General features: G+C 62.9%; 17 protein-coding genes. 12 read left to right on the top strand and 5 right to left on the bottom strand.

The features are described from left to right. Positions 1-21 precede the first annotated feature (21 nt). Together AC1D1L_RS22665 and AC1D1L_RS22670 are read right to left on the bottom strand one after the other, a co-directional pair. Entirely contained in the window at positions 22-1,170 is a 1,149-nt protein-coding gene (locus AC1D1L_RS22665; protein ID WP_477343679.1) for a Gfo/Idh/MocA family protein, read from the bottom strand. Between the two features lie 267 nt (positions 1,171-1,437). Beyond that, positions 1,438-2,199, bottom strand: coding sequence for a DeoR/GlpR family DNA-binding transcription regulator (locus tag AC1D1L_RS22670; RefSeq protein WP_112566013.1), 762 nt, complete (start codon positions 2,197-2,199; stop codon positions 1,438-1,440). Between the two features lie 162 nt (positions 2,200-2,361). On the opposite strand from AC1D1L_RS22670, the gene AC1D1L_RS22675 reads away from it, so the two are divergent. From AC1D1L_RS22675 to AC1D1L_RS22715, 9 genes are all read left to right on the top strand, one after another. Next, positions 2,362-3,162, top strand: a complete 801-nt coding sequence (locus AC1D1L_RS22675) for a class I fructose-bisphosphate aldolase (protein ID WP_352589140.1) — start codon at positions 2,362-2,364, stop codon at positions 3,160-3,162. 3 nt (positions 3,163-3,165) lie between these two features. After that, the gene (locus AC1D1L_RS22680; RefSeq protein ID WP_477343680.1) at positions 3,166-4,116 is read left to right on the top strand and encodes a PfkB family carbohydrate kinase; all 951 of its coding nucleotides are present in this window, start codon (positions 3,166-3,168) and stop codon (positions 4,114-4,116) included. 89 nt (positions 4,117-4,205) lie between these two features. Beyond that, positions 4,206-5,351 carry an ABC transporter ATP-binding protein gene (locus AC1D1L_RS22685; protein ID WP_477343681.1) on the top strand — a complete coding sequence of 382 codons (1,146 nt, stop codon included), beginning with the start codon at positions 4,206-4,208 and terminating at the stop codon, positions 5,349-5,351. Between the two features lie 123 nt (positions 5,352-5,474). Further along, positions 5,475-6,719, top strand: a complete 1,245-nt coding sequence (locus tag AC1D1L_RS22690; RefSeq protein ID WP_477343682.1) for an ABC transporter substrate-binding protein — start codon at positions 5,475-5,477, stop codon at positions 6,717-6,719. A gap of 133 nt (positions 6,720-6,852) precedes the next feature. Further along, positions 6,853-7,749 (top strand): carbohydrate ABC transporter permease, encoded by an 897-nt coding sequence (locus tag AC1D1L_RS22695; RefSeq protein ID WP_477343684.1) that lies wholly within the window; start codon positions 6,853-6,855, stop codon positions 7,747-7,749. Positions 7,750-7,754: 5 nt separating this feature from the next. Next, on the top strand, positions 7,755-8,597 hold the full coding sequence (locus tag AC1D1L_RS22700; RefSeq protein WP_477343685.1) for a carbohydrate ABC transporter permease: 843 nt from the start codon (positions 7,755-7,757) through the stop codon (positions 8,595-8,597). A gap of 19 nt (positions 8,598-8,616) precedes the next feature. Continuing rightward, on the top strand, positions 8,617-9,438 hold the full coding sequence (locus AC1D1L_RS22705) for a sugar phosphate isomerase/epimerase family protein (protein WP_477343686.1): 822 nt from the start codon (positions 8,617-8,619) through the stop codon (positions 9,436-9,438). A 44-nt stretch (positions 9,439-9,482) separates the two neighbouring features. Then, positions 9,483-10,205 (top strand): ribulose-phosphate 3-epimerase, encoded by a 723-nt coding sequence (locus tag AC1D1L_RS22710; protein WP_477343687.1) that lies wholly within the window; start codon positions 9,483-9,485, stop codon positions 10,203-10,205. Beyond that, positions 10,205-11,188 (top strand): ROK family protein, encoded by a 984-nt coding sequence (locus AC1D1L_RS22715; protein ID WP_477343688.1) that lies wholly within the window; start codon positions 10,205-10,207, stop codon positions 11,186-11,188. The genes AC1D1L_RS22710 and AC1D1L_RS22715 overlap by 1 nt, the downstream gene beginning before the upstream one ends. A gap of 233 nt (positions 11,189-11,421) precedes the next feature. On the opposite strand, the gene AC1D1L_RS22720 is transcribed toward AC1D1L_RS22715, so the two are convergent. After that, positions 11,422-11,700, bottom strand: a complete 279-nt coding sequence (locus AC1D1L_RS22720; protein ID WP_477343689.1) for a hypothetical protein — start codon at positions 11,698-11,700, stop codon at positions 11,422-11,424. Between the two features lie 94 nt (positions 11,701-11,794). Continuing rightward, positions 11,795-12,712, bottom strand: a complete 918-nt coding sequence (locus AC1D1L_RS22725; RefSeq protein WP_477343690.1) for a LysR substrate-binding domain-containing protein — start codon at positions 12,710-12,712, stop codon at positions 11,795-11,797. A 109-nt stretch (positions 12,713-12,821) separates the two neighbouring features. On the opposite strand from AC1D1L_RS22725, the gene AC1D1L_RS22730 reads away from it, so the two are divergent. Then, positions 12,822-13,430: an NAD(P)-dependent oxidoreductase gene (locus AC1D1L_RS22730; RefSeq protein ID WP_477343691.1), complete on the top strand. Its 609-nt coding sequence runs from the start codon at positions 12,822-12,824 to the stop codon at positions 13,428-13,430. Positions 13,431-13,555: 125 nt separating this feature from the next. Then, positions 13,556-14,293, top strand: a complete 738-nt coding sequence (locus AC1D1L_RS22735; protein WP_477343692.1) for an SDR family oxidoreductase — start codon at positions 13,556-13,558, stop codon at positions 14,291-14,293. On the opposite strand, the gene AC1D1L_RS22740 is transcribed toward AC1D1L_RS22735, so the two are convergent. After that, complete coding sequence (locus AC1D1L_RS22740; RefSeq protein ID WP_477343693.1) at positions 14,244-15,182, bottom strand: LysR family transcriptional regulator; 939 nt, start codon at positions 15,180-15,182, stop codon at positions 14,244-14,246. The genes AC1D1L_RS22735 and AC1D1L_RS22740 overlap by 50 nt on opposite strands. Before the next feature lie 224 nt (positions 15,183-15,406). Between AC1D1L_RS22740 and AC1D1L_RS22745 the strand changes: the two genes are divergently transcribed. Then, a complete protein-coding gene (locus tag AC1D1L_RS22745) occupies positions 15,407-16,474 on the top strand; it encodes a pyridoxal phosphate-dependent aminotransferase (protein ID WP_477343694.1) in 1,068 nt (355 codons plus the stop codon). Positions 16,475-16,500: the final 26 nt, after the last annotated feature.

Raw genomic sequence — 16,500 nt, forward strand, 5'->3', positions numbered from 1 at the left:
TCGTCACGAACCAACCTGCCGTCAGGCAAGCAGGCTTGCCGCTTCCTCCTCGCCAAGCAGCGGCGGCTGATCGACCGTGCCGTTGACGGCAACCGAGTCGCGGCTTTCGCCCGAAGCCAGGATCGCCTCCATGATCTCCAGCACATGCAATGCGAGTTCGCCCGAGGCGCGCGGCTTCCTGCCCGTGGTCAGCGCGCGCGCCAGATCGGCGACGCCGAGCATGCGGTAATTGGCGCGGTCGGGCGCGGCATAGGGCCAGTTGCGGGCGCCGTAGAGCTCGCTCTCGCAGGCGAAATCGGCCCAGTCGGCGCCGCACGCCGACAGCGAGACCGTGCCGCCGAATGTGTCGGGGTCGGGCAGCCTGAGCGAGCCCTCGGTGCCGTGCAGTTCGATCGGATGGTTGGAATGTCTGAACACGTCCCATGAGGCGCCGAAGGTGACGGTGGCGCCCGAGCGGAATTCGAGCAGCGACAATATGTTTGTCGGCGTGCCGACCTTGAACGTCGTGTTCTTGAACGGGCCGTCGGCCGTGATCAGCCTCTCCTCCTGGCCGCGCGTCGCCATCGCCATGACGCGCTCGACCGGACCGAGCAGATTGACCAGCATGGTCAGGTAATAGGGACCCATGTCGAACACCGGACCGCCGCCGGGCTGATAATAGAATTGCGGATTGGGATGCCAGTGTTCCATGCCGCGTCCCATCATGAAGGCGGTGCCGGTCACCGGCTTGCCGATGGCGCCCTCGTCCATCAGGCGGCGGGCGCGGCGTCCGGCGGCGCCTAGGAAAGTATCGGGAGCCGAGCCGATCAGCAGGCCGCGCTTTGCTGCTTCGTCGACAAGCCGGCGGCCGTCGGCGGCGGTAGTAGCCAGCGGCTTTTCGGTGAAGATATGCTTGCCCGCTGAAAGTGCTGAAAACGAAATATCGAAATGCGCCGCCGGAATGGTCAGGTTCAGCACGAGGTCGACATCGGGGTCGGCGAGCAGCGCGTCGACGCCGAGCGCGCGGATGCCATATTCCCTGGCGCGGAGTTCAGCCATATCAGCCGAAATGTCGGCGCAGGCACGCAACTCGACGCCGCCGAAGAGCGCTGCATTGCGCAGATAGGTCATCGAAATGTTGCCGCAGCCGATGACACCGATGCCGAGCTTTGTCTTTGATTTTCCGTGCATTTCCAGCTTTTCCTCCGAAGCCAATGGCATGCTTGGGGGACCGTCGTGGGTGCAGCGGTCCACCTTCACAATCCGCTATACAGGATTTTAAATGTTGACGCGCGTAAAATTTTTATAGAGCATGTGATAATTCTGGCGCAGCGTTGGGAGGCCGCCAGCCTGAGGAGGAGAACATGACTGTCATGAAAAACGGCCGACCGCCGATACAAAGCCCGTGGATCATGCGCGCATTAGATCTTTCCGTCGCGGTCAGAGACCGAGACGGGTTCAGGCATAGATCACCTTCGCCGCGATCTTATCAAGCTGGCTGCGTATTGGACCGGGCAGGCCATCGTCGGTGATCACCACATCGACGGCCGACAGCGAAAATGCCTTGGAGGTCCCGCTGACGCCCCATTTGCTCGAATCGGCGAGGAGGACAACGCGCCGGGCCATGCGAACGAGGTTTCGCTTCGTTCGCGCCATGTCTTCGTTCACGTCGACCACATCCAGTGACGAGTCTATCGCATGCGCTCCAACAAAGACCTGATGCGCTACCAAGCCGCCGAGAGCCGTATCGGCATCTGTGATCAGCGTGCTCACCGTGTCGGGATAGACCCGGCCGCCGATCATATGAACGTCGAGCCCGGGACGATGCATAAGATGCTGCACGATATTCATGGCCGTGGCCGCGACCACGACATTACTGAGCGGCGGTAACTGCATGGCCAGCTGCATCAATGTCGAGCCGCCGTCGAAGATGACCGATTGGTTGTCCTCGAACAGGTCTACCGCCGCCCGGGCGATGCGCTTCTTTGCATCGAGGTTCGTTTGCATCCGCCGGGCGAACGCGGCCGTGGTCGAATCGGTGGTCCGGGTCACCGCCCCTCCACGGGTCTTGGTCAGCAATCCCTTGCGGTCCAGTATCTCGAGGTCGGAACGCACCGTGACTTCCGACACGCCAAACCCGTCCGACAGGTCCTTCGTGCGCACCTGTCCGCTGCGCTGCACCTCACCCAGGATGGATTGGCGTCTCTGCTCCGACAACATTGCCCTGCCCTTGCTTCCCTGCGCCAGGCAACCGCTCTGGCCTCGGCTCACCTTACCAAAAATACGCAAATTCGAAAGCTTTCGAAAGATTGTTTTTCTTTTTTCTTTCGGAAACACTGAGTCCGGGATTTTGAAATCAACCGATCAGGGAATTTTGCACTCATGAGCCTAGGAACCAAGGTGCGTCTAGCGCGCCTCTTCTCGCATCCATCGGGGAACCTTTTTGGCGGTGCGGTCGACCACTTCGTCGGCTATGGCGACGTGCGCAAAGGCGGCCTTGCCGACCTGCCGGGTGCGCTCGCACGCGTCATGGCGGGCAGACCCGACTACGTCAGCATCCAGCCTGGCACCGCGCGCCATCTGTGGCCGCAATATGCGGGCAAGGCTTCCCTGGTGATTCAGGCGGGCTGTTTCACTGCGGACGATCGCATCAGCGAGTTGATCGCAACGCCCGAGGATGCGGTGCGCGCCGGGGCCGATGCGTTGGCCGTTGCCATTCCGGTGCGCGGCGCGACCGAGGGCAAATACATACGCTGGCTGACCGATTCGGTGAATGCGGCGGCCCGTTACGGCATGCCTGTGGTGGCGCATATCTACCCTCGCGATTTCACCGACGGGGCAAAAATCGTCTTCACCCCCGACGAGATCGCCTATGCGGCGCGCATCGGCTACGAGTCCGGCGTCGACGTGATCAAAATCGGCTACACGGGCGATTTCGAGTCGTTCCGAGAGACCGTCCGGACTTGCCCGGTGCCGGTTGTGATCGCGGGTGGTCCAAAGACCGATACGCTGCTCGGCGCGCTTCAGCAGACGGCGGACGCCATCCGTGCCGGCGCACGCGGTGCCGTGGTAGGCCGTAATCTCTGGGGGCATGGCGATCCGGAGAAGGCAGCGCTTGCCTTTCGCGGCGTCATCCATGACGGCCTTTCGGCGCAAGACGCCCTGGCGAAGGCGGGGGCCTGAACGATGCCCACCGTCCCCTCGATCTTCGGCTTCGGCGCTATTGCGATCGACGACATCGTCTACGTCGATCAGCCGTTGTCGGCAGGCAAGGGGAAGGTTCTGCAAAGTGCCCGCGCTTTCGGGGGAAATGTCGCGACGGCGCTGGCCGCCGTCGCGCGGCTCGGCGGAACCGCCGGGTTCGTCGGATGGCTGGGCAGTGCCGCGGACGACGCCGTGCTGCGCGATCTCGTTGCGAGCGGTGTTGAAACCGCATTCGCGCCGTGCCATCCCGACGCGCGCCCGGTGCGCTCGCGGATCACCGTCGGCTCGGACGGGGAACGGTTCATTGCGTATGACGACGATGCGACGCTGGGCACCGCTCCGGACTTTCCGGACGATATCCTCAGCCGCGCGACCGTCCTGATCGTCGATAGCTATGCGATCCGGTCGCTGGATGTCGTGGCTCGGGCTCGCGATCTCGGCCTTGCGATCCTCGGCGATATCGAATGGAGCAGCGGCGCAGCCACGGAGAGGCTGATCGCGCTCTGCGACCATCTCATTCTTCCACTCGGCTTTGCGCGGACTGCCACGGGGTGCCGATCGCCCGCCGAGATACTCGATGCATTGTGGTTGCCGTCGCGGTCCGCCGTGGTTCTGACCGATGGCGGCAAGGGCGTCCACTATCGCGGACGCGACGAGACAGGGCTTTGGCACCTGCCCCCGCACCGGGTTGCGGTCGTCGACTCGACCGGCGCGGGTGACTGCTTTCATGGCGCCTATGCCTATGCATTGACGCGCGGTGCCGATACCGCCGGCCGGGTGGCATTCGCTGCCGCGGCGGCGGCCTTTTCGACAACGGGGCGTGGCGGGCGCGAGGCGCTTCCGACCGCCGACCAGGTCACGGAGCTCCTGGCGTCGACGAACGCGCCGTCGGCAGTCGAACTGAAATATGCGCAACTCGATACCGGAACATAGCCCGACCCATCCGAGGATATATTTCGCAGGTGAACATAAGCCGAGGACACCATAAAAATCAGTGGCTTAGACTTGTGGAGGAGAGGAATATGGCAGAAGTCGTTCTTGAGAATATCTGCAAGACATACGGGAACAATTTTCACGCAATCGACCAATTGAACCTGTCGGTCAGGGACGGCGAGTTCTTGATTCTCGTCGGGCCTTCCGGCTGCGGCAAATCCACAGCGTTGCGGATGATCGCGGGACTGGAGGACATCACCAGCGGCAGCCTTCGGATCGGCGGTACCGACGTCGTCGACATGCCGCCCAAGGACCGCGACATCGCGATGGTCTTCCAGAGCTACGCGCTCTACCCGCATATGACGGTGTCCGAAAACATCGCCTTTTCGATGCGGCTGGCAGGCAAGCCGAAGGCCGAGCGCAAGAAGCGCGTGGACGAGATCGCCAAAACCCTTCAGCTGACTTCTTTGCTGGATAGCAAACCCGCGAACCTTTCAGGCGGACAGCGTCAACGGGTTGCTATGGGCCGCGCCATGGTGCGTGAGCCGGCCGCCTTTCTCATGGACGAACCCCTTTCCAATCTGGATGCGAAACTGCGTGTGCAAATGCGCGCCGAAATCACCAGCCTGCAAAAGCAGCTCGGCGTAACGACCATTTACGTGACCCACGACCAAATCGAAGCGATGACGATGGGGGACAGGGTCGCGGTGTTGAAAGGCGGTGTGCTGCAGCAGGTCGACACACCCAAGAGGCTCTATGAATCGCCGGTGAACGCCTTCGTTGCCGGCTTCATCGGCTCTCCTTCGATGAACCTTTTCGAGGCGACCCTGACGGGCGACGAACTGATGTCAGGCACCTTCGCCGTCCGGCTGCAGGATGCAGCCTTCGTGCGCAGGCCGGGCTTGCGGTCGTATGAGGGGCGCAAGGTCGTGTTCGGGATCCGGCCGGAGGATCTTTATGACAGCAGCCTCGAATCCGGTCGCAAGTATCAGACGATACCCGCGAAGGTGACTTCGATCGAAGAACTCGGCTCTGAACAGATCGTCCACCTGAACATCGACGCGGTCCGGGTGGACTCCGGCGATCCGGACGCGGTGGACGATTTCGGCCTGGCATCGAACGCGGTGGCGAGATTCGAGCCGATCAGCGCCGTCCGCTCCGGCTCGGAAATCCGGTTGGCCGTGGATGATGCCAAGTTCCATTTCTTCGATCCTGAAACGCACCTGGCGATCTGAAGATCTGTGGAAGACCGCGGGCGGGAGCGAGGTGCCTGCGGAAGATACTTGAAAAAAGGCTTCTGAACAAAACAGGCGATCGTCCGCATTGTGCGGTCGATCTTGAAGAAGGAGGAGAAAGTGATGTTTCGGATACAACCCGCGATGCTGAAAATGGCCGCGGCCGCATGGTTGCTTGGCGCAACCAGCGCCATGGCGGACACGACGCTGGAATTTACCCAATGGTGGGAGCCTGAATTGCCGGCCGGATCGCTCAGGGCAATCATGAATGACTTCGAGGCTGCAAACCCCGGAATCAAAGTGACGCTGGTCAGCGGCCCCTATGCGACCACGCGAGACCAGATCTCGGTTGGTGCCGCAACTGGAACGCTTAGCGACGTCGTCGGTCTCGACGGCGCGTGGGTGAACAATCTGAACGCGCAGGGTGCGCTGGCCGACATGAACCCGATGATGGATGCGAGCAAGTTCGACAAAGCCCAAGTCGCGGACATCATCAAGGTGGACGGCAAGGCGGTGATGTTTCCCGTCGCTTCCTTCGTCTATCCTGTCTTCGTCAATTTGGACCTCGCCGCCCAGGCAGGCGTGACCAAGCTGCCGTCGACCCGTGCGGAGTTTCTCGAAGCCGCCAAGAAGATGACCCATGCCGACAAGAACCAGTATGGCTGGGTGCTGCCGCTGTCGCTGCAAACGCCGTCCGGCGTCCAGAACGACATGATGTCGTGGGTCTGGGCATCGGGTCAGTCGATGATGGCGGACGGCAAGCCGGCTCTTGAGGGCAAGCCGGTCGTCGATATGCTCACCTTCGTCAAATCGCTGAACGACGCGGGCACCATCTCGCCCGGCATCGCCACCAAGACCGAACAGGAAAAGGTCGAGGAATTCGTCAACGACCGGGTCGGGATGATGATCGACTCGCTCGCGCATGTGAACCTCATCCGCAAGCGCAATCCGAACTTGAACTTCGATCTCATCCCGGTCCCGGTCGTGGAGGGCTATACGGGCAAGCGCGGCCTTCCCTATGCCTCCTGGGGCATCGGTATCTCTGCCGCCTCGAAACATCAGGAAGAGGCCTGGAAACTCGTCCAATACCTGATGAGTGAAAAGGTGAACGCCAAGCTCGTGTCGCTAGCAAACGCCTTCCCGGGCAACGTCAACGCCAAGCCCGATTTCGTGACCTCGGACAAGGCTTTCGCCAAGGCTTTTGAAATCTTCAAGACCGGTTATCTCGCCAATGAGTTCACGGGCCTGCCGGTGGCTGAAGACCTGATGACCCAATTCGACGTGCAAGCCCAGAAGATGCTCGCCGGCGAGCAGTCTCCGGAACAGGCTGCCGCCGCCACCCAGAAGGGCTGGATGGCGAAATTCTGATCGGCCTGTTCCCGTTTCTTCGACCGGGTGGCCTGACTTCGGGCAGGCCACCCGGCACCAACGGATGGGCAATTTGAGATGGACCTGTTTTTGAAGCTTACCTTCTCTTGAAGGCGTATCCCAAGGTTGGCACATGACCCGGCAAAAGCGCTCCCACCACAAGCTGAAACGAGCGGTCGCACCCTACCTCTATCTGTCGCCCTCGCTGCTCATAATCGGGCTTCTGATGCTGCTGCCGATGGTGACGGTGATTGGCTATTCGTTCCAGAACAGCGCGGTGCTGCGTCGTGACCCATCCTTTGCCGGACTGAAACACTACCAGGCGATCTTTGCCGATCCGGTGTTCTGGGCATCGCTGTGGCACACGCTCTACTTCACATGCATGAGTGTCATTTTCCACATGACCATCGGCATGATCTTCGCGCTCATGCTGAACAGCGACCGCATCAATCCGATGCTGCGCAATATTCTGCGCGTGCTCTACATACTGCCCTGGCTGTTCACCGCGGTGATTATCGCGGTGATCTGGCGCCTGCTGCTCGAGCCGAACGGCGTCGTGAACAGCATTCTCCTGCAGATGGGCATCATCGGTTCCAAGGTCGAATGGTTTTCCTCGCCCGAGACCGCGTTGCACGCCGTCACCCTCGCCAATATCTGGGCGGGTTATCCGCTCTTCATGGTCAGCCTGCTGGCGGGCCTGCAAGGCATTCCCAAGGATTTCTACGAGGCCGCCGATATCGACGGGGCGAAGGCCTACCAGAAGCTAATCTTCATCACCATCCCGCAGCTGATGCCGATCATCATCAGCATCTCGCTGCTGGATTTCATCTGGACCATGCAGGTTTTCCCGTTGATCTGGATCACGACGGGCGGCGGTCCGATCTACTCGACCGAGGTGCTGAGCACCTACACCTACAAGCTGGCGTTTTCGAGCTACAACCTGTCCCAAGCGTCGGCGAGCGCCGTGGTCATCCTGCTGATCTCTCTCGGTCTGACGCTGTTCTACATCCGCTATCAAAAGGCTCGGTAGTCACTATGAGGAAAAAGCACACGCCGAAAGACAGGCTGATCACCGTTGCGCTCCATGTCGCGCTTGCCGCAGGGCTCTTTTTCGCGGCCTTCCCGATCTACTGGATGTTGAGCAGCTCGTTCAAGTCGAATACCGAAATCTTTGCCCTGCCACCAACCGTCCTGCCGAAGGCCTTCACGCTGGAAGCGTATGCGGCCATCCTTGGTGACCCGGTAAAGCTGCGCTTCTTCTTCAACAGCTACTTCGTGGCCGGAGCGGTGACCGTGCTGACGGTGCTGATCGCCTTGCTGGCGGCCTATGGGTTCAGCCGTTTCAATTTCCGCGGCAAGGGCAGTCTCAACACGCTTATCATCAGCACGCAGACGATCCCGCCGATCACGCTTTTGATCCCCTTCTTCGGGCTTGTCGTCTCGTATGGCATCTTCGACACCTATGTCGCGCTGATCCTGACCTACCTGGTGTTTACGCTGCCCTACGCGATCCTGCTGATGACGGGATATCTGAACACCTTGCCCCGCGATCTCGATGAAGCGGTGGCTGTCGACGGCGGCACCAGCTGGACCGCACTCTGGCGGGTGATCGTCCCGATTTCACTGCCTGGTATCGTGGCGACGTCGGTCTACACCTTCCTGTTGTGCTGGAACGAATTTCTCTTTGCGCTGACGCTGACGAAGTCAACGTCCATGCGCACCGTCCCGATCGGCATCCAGCTGTTGATGGGGCAACACGCCTTCGAATGGAACCAGATGATGGCGATGAGCGTGCTCGGCTCGCTACCGCTCTTGGTCATCTACCTCGTTGCCCAGAGGTTCTTCCTCGCCGGCATGACCGCAGGCTCGGTCAAGTAGGATGTCAAGGAATGAAAGGATGAACGTGAAAGACCTCAAAGTCGGCTGCCAGACCTTCACTTGGGAAATGCTCGGAGACCGTTTTGCCGGCGGCCCCGACGATCTGCTCAAGGCGATCGCTGATGGCGGCTATGCCGGCATCGAGATCACCGACACGATGATCGGCCGCTATGCCGGCAAGCCTGCGGAATTCGCGGCCGCGTTGAATGCGTCTGGATTGACGCTTGTCTCCTTCGCGTTCGGTTCGAAGAGCGGTTTTACGCTGCAGGATCAGATCGGCGCCGACCTCGAGACCGCCAAACGCTGGATCGACTTCGCTGCAGCCTTTCCGGGCGCGCTGGTGTCGATGGGCTCAGCCACCGTCGTCTCCGACGGACTGCGTGACGACAAGTTCGCCATTGCCGCCGAGGTCTACAACAAGGCCGGCGAGCTCGGGCGCAAGGCTGGCGTCCAGGTCGCGGTGCATCCGAGCTCGCACCACAACACGCTGCTGTTCGACCGCGCCGACTATGACCGCATCTTCGGACTGATCGACGCCTCGCTGGTTGGCTGGGTGCCCGACACCGGCCACATCTTGCGCGGCCATCAGGACATGGCGGATACGCTCGCCACCTATCGCGACCGCATCCGCTATGTCCATCTGAAGGACGTCGATGCGAGCGGCACCTGGGCGATGCTCGGCAAGGGCGTCTGCGACACGGCGAAGGTGATCGAGATCGCCGGCGCTGCCCCCAATTTCAACGGCTGGCTGGTGCTGGAGGAGGAGTCCGAGACTGCGGCTGCCGATCCGGCCAAGGCGGTCAAGACCAACCGCCAGACCATGCGCGGCTACGGAGCTTAGACGATGATTTTTTCGAACTGCAACTTCCGGAGCCTCATTCGATCATGACGAGCAAATCCCTGTCCGGCCCCGCCGCAATCGCCGCCTTGCCGCGCAACCGTCTGATCGGCGAGTTCTCGCTGTGGTCGGCCGATCTCGCCAATATGGAGCGCGATCTCAAGCGCATCGAGGCCCATGCCGACATTCACCACATCGACGTCGCCGACGCCCGCTTCACCCCGGGCTTCCTGTTCTTCCCGGATCTGGTGGCGCGCATCGCCAAGCTGACGGCCAAGCCTATTCATGTGCATTTGATGGTCGAAGCCGAGATCGTCGAGGCGCAGACGCGGCAATTCATCGAGGCCGGCGCCGACCTGATCAGCGTCCATGCCGAAAATGGCGAGGCTGGCCTGCGCGCTGTGAAACTGGCGCATGAGCTCGGCGCCGAGGCCGGCCTGGTGCTGCGGCTGGAAACGCCGGTCGCGGCAATCACGCCTTTCCTTTCTGAAGTGGCGTTCGTGACGCTGCTCGGCACTTCTATTGGCGTCAAGGGCCAGAGCCTATCGGAACAAGCCTGCCCCCGCCTGATCGAGGCGCGCGCGCTGATGCGCAAAGCCGGCCGTGAAGCCGACATCGTGCTCGCCGCCGATGGCGGTATCCGCCACGAGACGGTGCCGCTGCTGCTCGCCGCAGGCGCCGAGACCGTGGTGCTGGGCTCACTGGCCTTCGGCGACCCCGACCTCGCGCGGCGCATGGCTTGGCTGCACGGGCTGGAGGTCGCCGCCTGATGAGCAAGCTTGCGCTCGCCTTCGATCTCGGCGGCACGGCGCTGCGCGGCGCGCTGGTCGAAAGCGACGGCAGTGTCGTCGCGCATGCTTCGGCGCCAACGATGGCGGGCTCGGGCTCGGAAGCGGTGATCGGCCAGATCATTGCGCTCGCCGGCGATCTCATAGCGCAAAGTCCGCAGGCCGAAATTGCCGGCATCGGCGTCGGTGCGCCGGGGCCGCTGGACCCCAAGGCGGGGATCGTGATTGCGCCGCCAACGCTGGCGGGCTGGCACGACGTGCCGCTGATCGACATTCTGGGGCAGCATTTCGGCTTGCCGGTGCGGTTGGAGAACGACGCCAACGCGGCGGCGCTCGGCGAATGGCGTTTCGGCGCCGGACGCGGCAGTGGATCGCTGGTGTTCGTCACCGTGTCGACCGGCATTGGCGGCGGCGTCGTCGCCGACGGCCACATCTATCACGGCAGGCGTGGGCTGGCGGCCGAGATCGGCCACATGACCATCACCGGCGAAGGCGACCGCTGCTTTTGCGGCGCCATCGGCTGCTTCGAGGCTGTTGCTTCGGGAACCGCGCTCGGACGTCGCGCCACGCGGCTGACCGCAGCGGGTGACGGTTCGCAGCTGCGACGGCTGTCGAATGATGGCGACGTCTCGGCCAGGCATGTTGTCGAGGCAGCCCAGGCCGGCGACGCCAACGCTCTCGAGCTGATCGAGGCGGAAGCGAGATGGTTGGGCATCGGCTTCACCAACCTGCTGCACCTCTATTCGCCCGATTTAATCGTCATGGGCGGCGGTCTTTCCAACGGTTTCGACCTGCTGGCGCCGTCGATCGCGGCGGTCGTCCAGCAGCGGGCCATGCCGGCCTACCGCGACGTGCCGATCGTGCGCGCCGAGCTTGGCGACCGTGCCGGGCTGATCGGCGCCGCCAGCCTGATCCTGTGGGAAGGTGAGCCGGGTTTGGCACTGGCGATGGCGCAGGACGACTAGGACAGCGGCGCGACCGCTGATGCCAGGGAGCGCGGGCGATCTCCTGATTGATGGCGTGCGCGCCAACGACATCGATCCGTCGGAACGTGGCCTCGCCATGGTGTTCCAGGTCCTGCGCGCTCTACCGCACTGCACAGCCCGATCGCGCTCGACATCGCGCCGGCCGCTTGCCACCTGTTTCGCACCGATGGCCGGCGCTGGAACCGCTGCCTTAGGGAAGCCGTCCGCTCCGCCTATTTCCCGCAATGGTGGTCGTTGATCTTGTTCAGCGCATTCGCGTCCGGTCCGACCCGGTTGTAGGAGCAGGCGCCGGCGGCCGTGGTGGTCAGCATTGTGTCATAGTAACGCGGGCCGCCGAACAGAGCGTAGATCAGGTCGCGATGGGCGGGAACGTAGCGTTGCTCCGGTTCCGGCTGACGATGGCGGTGCTTTTCCTTGGCGATGGCCGTGCTGGACAGGCTGCAGCCCACCGCGAGGACGAGCGCCCAGGTCGCAAGGATCTTGGTGGTCATCGGCAGTACCCTTCTGACGGTTCGGAATCGCAGCATATCCAAAAGCGCCGGCCGAACAAAGGTTCCCTGGCGGCATTGCCGGCTGGCGTAACAATCAGCCCGCAACAGCATTCCGCGCCCGCCGCCTTTCGGCAGCAACGAGCAGGTCGACGAAGGCACGCACCTTGGCCGGCCTGAAGCGCGCCGGCGGAAAGACGGCATGGATGCCGCCGGACGGCAAGGTCCAGTCCGCGAACACCCGCACCAGGCGACCTCGGGCGAGATCGTCGGCGACGCTGTAATCCGGAAAGATGCCTAGCCCAATGCCGGCCAGCACGCAGGACAGCACGCCGGGAGTCTTGTCGCAGCTGACGACCGGATTTAGTTCGGCCACCACCGTCTCCGCCTCCCTGGAAAACAGCCATTGGCCGATGCCGCGCAATTGGGCATTGCCGACCCAGGGCAGCGCTTTCGCCTGCCTGGGGCTGGCATCAAGCGGCAGCCCGGCGGCGAGTTCCGGGCTGGCAACGACGAATTGTTCATGGCTTCCCAGCCGCCGCGCCAGATTGCTGGAATCGGCCAGCCAGCCGACGCGGATGCCGAGGTCGATCTGCTCGTCGACCAGATTGCTGACGGCATCGTCGAAGATCGTCTCGACCCGCATCTTCGGATATTTTTTGAGATAGGCGGCGATGGTCGGCGCCACCACCTTCTCGCCGTAGTCGAGCGGCGCTGTCAGCCGCAGCATCCCGGTTGGCTTCAAGGCGCTCTGCGAGATGTCGCCATAGGCGGCTTCGGCCTCGCGCAGGATTATGGCCGCCCGGTCGTAGAACAGGCGCCCTTCCTCCGTCAGCGTCACGCGCCTTGTCGTGCGGCGCAGTAGCGTCGCGCCCAGTTCCTGCTCCAGCCTGCCGACCTGATGACTGACCACTGCCTTGGCGACATCGAGCCGGTCGGCGGCGGCTGTGAAGGAGCCGGTCTCGACCACGGTGGTGAAGTAGACGAGCCGGTTGAGGTTCAGAAGCTCGGTCACAGCTCACTCATTGTCCGATCTAATCAGACAGTTTGTATGATTGATCGCTATTTTTCGCAAGCCGTGGCCTTGCCATGTATCGGAGCAACGAATGGCGAAAGGAAAACCCATGAAAATCGCACTCATCGGCGCGTCCGGCCAGGTCGGCTCGCGCCTGCTGAAAGAGCTCTCCGACCGCGGCCACACGATCACCGCCATCGCCCGCAATCCAGACAAGATCGCCGCGCTGCCGGGCGTGACCGCCAAAAAGGGCGATGTCTTCGACAGAGACGGCCTCGCCGCCTTGATCAAGGGGCATGACGCTGTGATCAGCGCGGTGCATTTCCTCGACAGCGATCCGGACACGCTGATCGCAGCGGTGCGCGCCTCCGGCGTCAAGCGCTACCTGGTCGTCGGCGGCGCCGGCAGCCTCGACGTCGCGCCGGGCAAGCGCCTGGTCGATACACCGACTTTCCCTGCGATCTACAAGGCGGAGGCGCAGAAGGGCGCCGACTTCCTCGACACGCTGCGGACGATCGATGATCTCGACTGGACCTTGCTGTCGCCGTCGGCGCTGTTCCTCGCCGGCGAGCGGACCGGCAGATACCGCATCGGCAAGGACACGCTGCTGACGTCCGACAAGGGCAGCAGCATTTCCTTCGAGGATTATGCGATCGTCATGACCGACGAGATCGAAAAGCCGGCGCATATTCGCCAGCGCTTCACCGTCGGCTACTGACCGGACTGCCGACATTGGCGACAACTGCCATCGGAGCCTCCGATGGCACTATCGTTTTCTTCCGTTTCCACTCCTGCCGCCGGCCTGCGAAATCTCGCCCGAAACGATTAGGATCGGAACGGAACATGGCAGACAAGAACAACGCTAAATCAAAGATCGTCATCGTCGGCGGCAGTTCCGGGATGGGGCTGGCGCTGGCAAGGCGCTGCCTGGACTCAGGCGCCGAAATCATCATCGTCGGACGCAACGAAGCAAAGCTGAAGCGCGCCAGCGAGGTGCTGCGGAACCCTGCCGGTTTGAACACCATCGCGGCTGATATCGCCGAAGAACATCAGGTCGCCGACCTGTTCGACCGGATCGGCCGGCTCGACCATATCGTCAGCACCGCCGCCGATATTGAAGGTGCCTACGAGTTGTTGCCTTCAGTCGACCTCAAGGCCGCGCAGGGGGTGGTGGAAAGCAAATTCTACGGGCCGTTGCTGCTTGCCAAACATGGCGCGCCGAAGCTTTCGGCCAACGGCTCCATCACCTTCACCTCGGGAATCGCCGCCTACCGGCCAGCGGCGCGCGGCTCGGTTGTCGCCGCCGTCAATGCGGCGCTGGAAGGGCTGGTGCGGGCGCTGGCGGTCGAACTGGCGCCGATCCGCGTCAACGCCGTTTCGCCGGGCTGGGTCGACACGCCGATCTGGCACTTCGTTGCCGGCGACAAGAAGGACGAAACGCTTGATGCCATGGCCAAGCGGCTGCCGGTCGGGCGTGTCGGACAACCGGACGACATCGCCGACGCTATCGCCTTCCTGATGGGCAACGGCTTTACGACAGGGACGATACTGCATGTCGAGGGCGGTCACCGGCTGATCTGACCGGCGCGAAAGTCTCACCCGCTGCCGCCAGCAGCAGCTTCAGCGCCGGCGGCTGCACCCGGCGGCGGCGCCAGATCATGACCAGGGAGGCTGCTTGGGCTGAACCCGGCCAAGGCAGCTCGACAATCTCGCCGCGATCGAGCGCCTCGGCGACCGCCAGCCGCGGCACCAGGCCCATGCCGATACCAGTCGCCACCAGGCTCGCAATGGCGCCGATGCTGCCGACTTCGGCGGCAAGTTTCGGCGCCGCCATTCCTGTCTCGGCGAACGCTGTGTCAAACAGATGCCGGTAGACGCATCCGGTTTCCGTCACCACGAAACGCATCGCGGCGAGCGCGGCCAGATCGCCTTGTCCTGATGCGGTGGCATTCTCGGCGGACGCGACAAGGACGAGCGGCTCTGGCGATATCGTGCGCCGGGCCAGACGCTCATCGAGCCCGCCCTTGTCGAAACAGAAAGCAACGTCGATCTCGCCCTCTTCGAGCTGCCGCAGCAGAACATTGCTGCCGGCGATTTTCAATCGCAGACCGATCTCCGGGTGATCGCCCTGAAAGGCCGCCAGCCATTGCGGAAGTTTCACGGCGGCAATCGTCTCCAGTGCACCCACCGTCACCGTCGCGGCGGTCGTTCCCGTCCTTGCCTCGACAGCAATTCGCGCCTCTTCCGCCAGTTGCAGGATCTCTTCGGCATAGGGTTTCAGCGCCTCGCCGGCCGTCGTCAGGTCAAGGCCCTGCCGCGAGCGGGTGAAGAGGGCGACGCCGAGTTCGCTTTCCAGCGACTGGATCTGGTCGCTGACGCTCGACTGCGCCAGATGAACCTCCCGCGCCGCGCGGGTGATATTGCGGTGCCGCACCACGGCGAGGAAGGTCTTGAGCAATCTTGGATGCATGCCGTTTCCGGATCTGGTCTGTGTCCGATATTTCGGACCTGGCCGGCTTGTTTGCAACCATTGACGCCGGCGAATGCGATTGCCGCAGACAGAAGGGCCAGGATTTCGCAGCCATTGCGCGGCGAGTTTTTGCTTGTGAACGGGCCGGCGGCTTGTAGCTTGCTCGAAAGCCGGTCCGACGGAGGCAATTCGGGGGAAATGAGCGTCATCAGGATTGTTCGGGCATGCCGCTGAAAGCCGCCGCCCATATCGAGGCTATGTCGGCCTTCGCGCTGGCGAATTTTGGCGGCTATGACCAGCCAACCCTTGCCCAGAACGAGAGCGCTTTTCCGCCAAGCCCCAACGCGATTACCGCCGGCCAGGACGCGATCGCCCGCAGCCATCTCTACCCCGATCCGGACTGGACGGTGCTGCGCGAAGCCATCGCGCGAGCCTATGGCGTCGAACGCGAGCTGATCCTGTGCGGCGCCGGTTCGATGGACCTGATCAGCTGCACCATCGCGGCATTCGCCGGCCTTGGCGACGAGGTGCTGGCCACCGCTTACGCCTATAATTTCGCGGCCTCCGCCACGGCGCGCGCGAATGCCGTCTATGTCAAGGTGGCGGAACGCGACTTCGTCGTGTCCGTCGACAGCATCCTCGCCGCCGTCACGCCGGCGACACGGATGGTCTTCGTCTGCAATCCCGGCAATCCGACCGGCACTCGCATCCGCAATGCCGAACTTTTGCGCCTACGCGCCGCCTTGCGCGGCGACGTGCTGCTGGTCATCGACCAGGCCTATGGCGAGTTCGACGACCAGGATCCTCAACCTGTCTTTGCGCTGGTCGCACGCGGCGATACCGTCGTGTTGCGCAGCCTTTCCAAAGCCTATGGGCTGGCCGGCGCGCGCGTCGGCTGGGGATTATTTCCGCCTGAAGTCGCGGCCGAAGTGCGCAAGCTGCAGAACTCGAACCAGGTCACCACGCCAAGCCTCGCCATGGCGGTCGCGGCAATCGAGGACCAGACCTATATGCGCGAGACCGTGGCGCGCACCGCCGCGATCCGCGACCGCTTCGCGCAGGACCTCAGATCCGCCGGTTACGGCGTTCCTGAAAGCCGGACCAATTTCGTGCTGATCCGCTTCGCCAATGCCGCCGCCGCTGTGGCTGCCGATGCCGCCTTGCGCGAAGCCGACATCATCGTGCGCAACCTCGGCGGCTACGGCCTGACCGATTGCCTGCGCGCAACGGTCGGCCCGCAGGACATGATGGACCGGGCGCTGCGCATCCTGACCGACCAGCGCGGCGGTTGATTTAGCGATCACGAGGAGACTTCACC

Source organism: Mesorhizobium sp. P2_D6, assembly GCF_056404315.1.

What these genes read in the sequence shown, in the direction of transcription:
- AC1D1L_RS22685 (WP_477343681.1), top strand. Translation starts at nt 4,206, where the DNA reads ATGGCAGAAGTCGTTCTTGAGAATATCTGCAAGACATACGGGAACAAT.
- AC1D1L_RS22695 (WP_477343684.1), top strand. Translation starts at nt 6,853, where the DNA reads ATGACCCGGCAAAAGCGCTCCCACCACAAGCTGAAACGAGCGGTCGCA.
- AC1D1L_RS22670 (WP_112566013.1), bottom strand. Translation starts at nt 2,199, where the DNA reads ATGTTGTCGGAGCAGAGACGCCAATCCATCCTGGGTGAGGTGCAGCGC.
- AC1D1L_RS22700 (WP_477343685.1), top strand. Translation starts at nt 7,755, where the DNA reads ATGAGGAAAAAGCACACGCCGAAAGACAGGCTGATCACCGTTGCGCTC.
- AC1D1L_RS22745 (WP_477343694.1), top strand. Translation starts at nt 15,407, where the DNA reads ATGCCGCTGAAAGCCGCCGCCCATATCGAGGCTATGTCGGCCTTCGCG.
- AC1D1L_RS22730 (WP_477343691.1), top strand. Translation starts at nt 12,822, where the DNA reads ATGAAAATCGCACTCATCGGCGCGTCCGGCCAGGTCGGCTCGCGCCTG.
- AC1D1L_RS22705 (WP_477343686.1), top strand. Translation starts at nt 8,617, where the DNA reads ATGAACGTGAAAGACCTCAAAGTCGGCTGCCAGACCTTCACTTGGGAA.
- AC1D1L_RS22710 (WP_477343687.1), top strand. Translation starts at nt 9,483, where the DNA reads ATGACGAGCAAATCCCTGTCCGGCCCCGCCGCAATCGCCGCCTTGCCG.
- AC1D1L_RS22715 (WP_477343688.1), top strand. Translation starts at nt 10,205, where the DNA reads ATGAGCAAGCTTGCGCTCGCCTTCGATCTCGGCGGCACGGCGCTGCGC.
- AC1D1L_RS22720 (WP_477343689.1), bottom strand. Translation starts at nt 11,700, where the DNA reads ATGACCACCAAGATCCTTGCGACCTGGGCGCTCGTCCTCGCGGTGGGC.
- AC1D1L_RS22680 (WP_477343680.1), top strand. Translation starts at nt 3,166, where the DNA reads ATGCCCACCGTCCCCTCGATCTTCGGCTTCGGCGCTATTGCGATCGAC.
- AC1D1L_RS22690 (WP_477343682.1), top strand. Translation starts at nt 5,475, where the DNA reads ATGTTTCGGATACAACCCGCGATGCTGAAAATGGCCGCGGCCGCATGG.
- AC1D1L_RS22675 (WP_352589140.1), top strand. Translation starts at nt 2,362, where the DNA reads ATGAGCCTAGGAACCAAGGTGCGTCTAGCGCGCCTCTTCTCGCATCCA.
- AC1D1L_RS22665 (WP_477343679.1), bottom strand. Translation starts at nt 1,170, where the DNA reads ATGCACGGAAAATCAAAGACAAAGCTCGGCATCGGTGTCATCGGCTGC.
- AC1D1L_RS22740 (WP_477343693.1), bottom strand. Translation starts at nt 15,182, where the DNA reads ATGCATCCAAGATTGCTCAAGACCTTCCTCGCCGTGGTGCGGCACCGC.
- AC1D1L_RS22735 (WP_477343692.1), top strand. Translation starts at nt 13,556, where the DNA reads ATGGCAGACAAGAACAACGCTAAATCAAAGATCGTCATCGTCGGCGGC.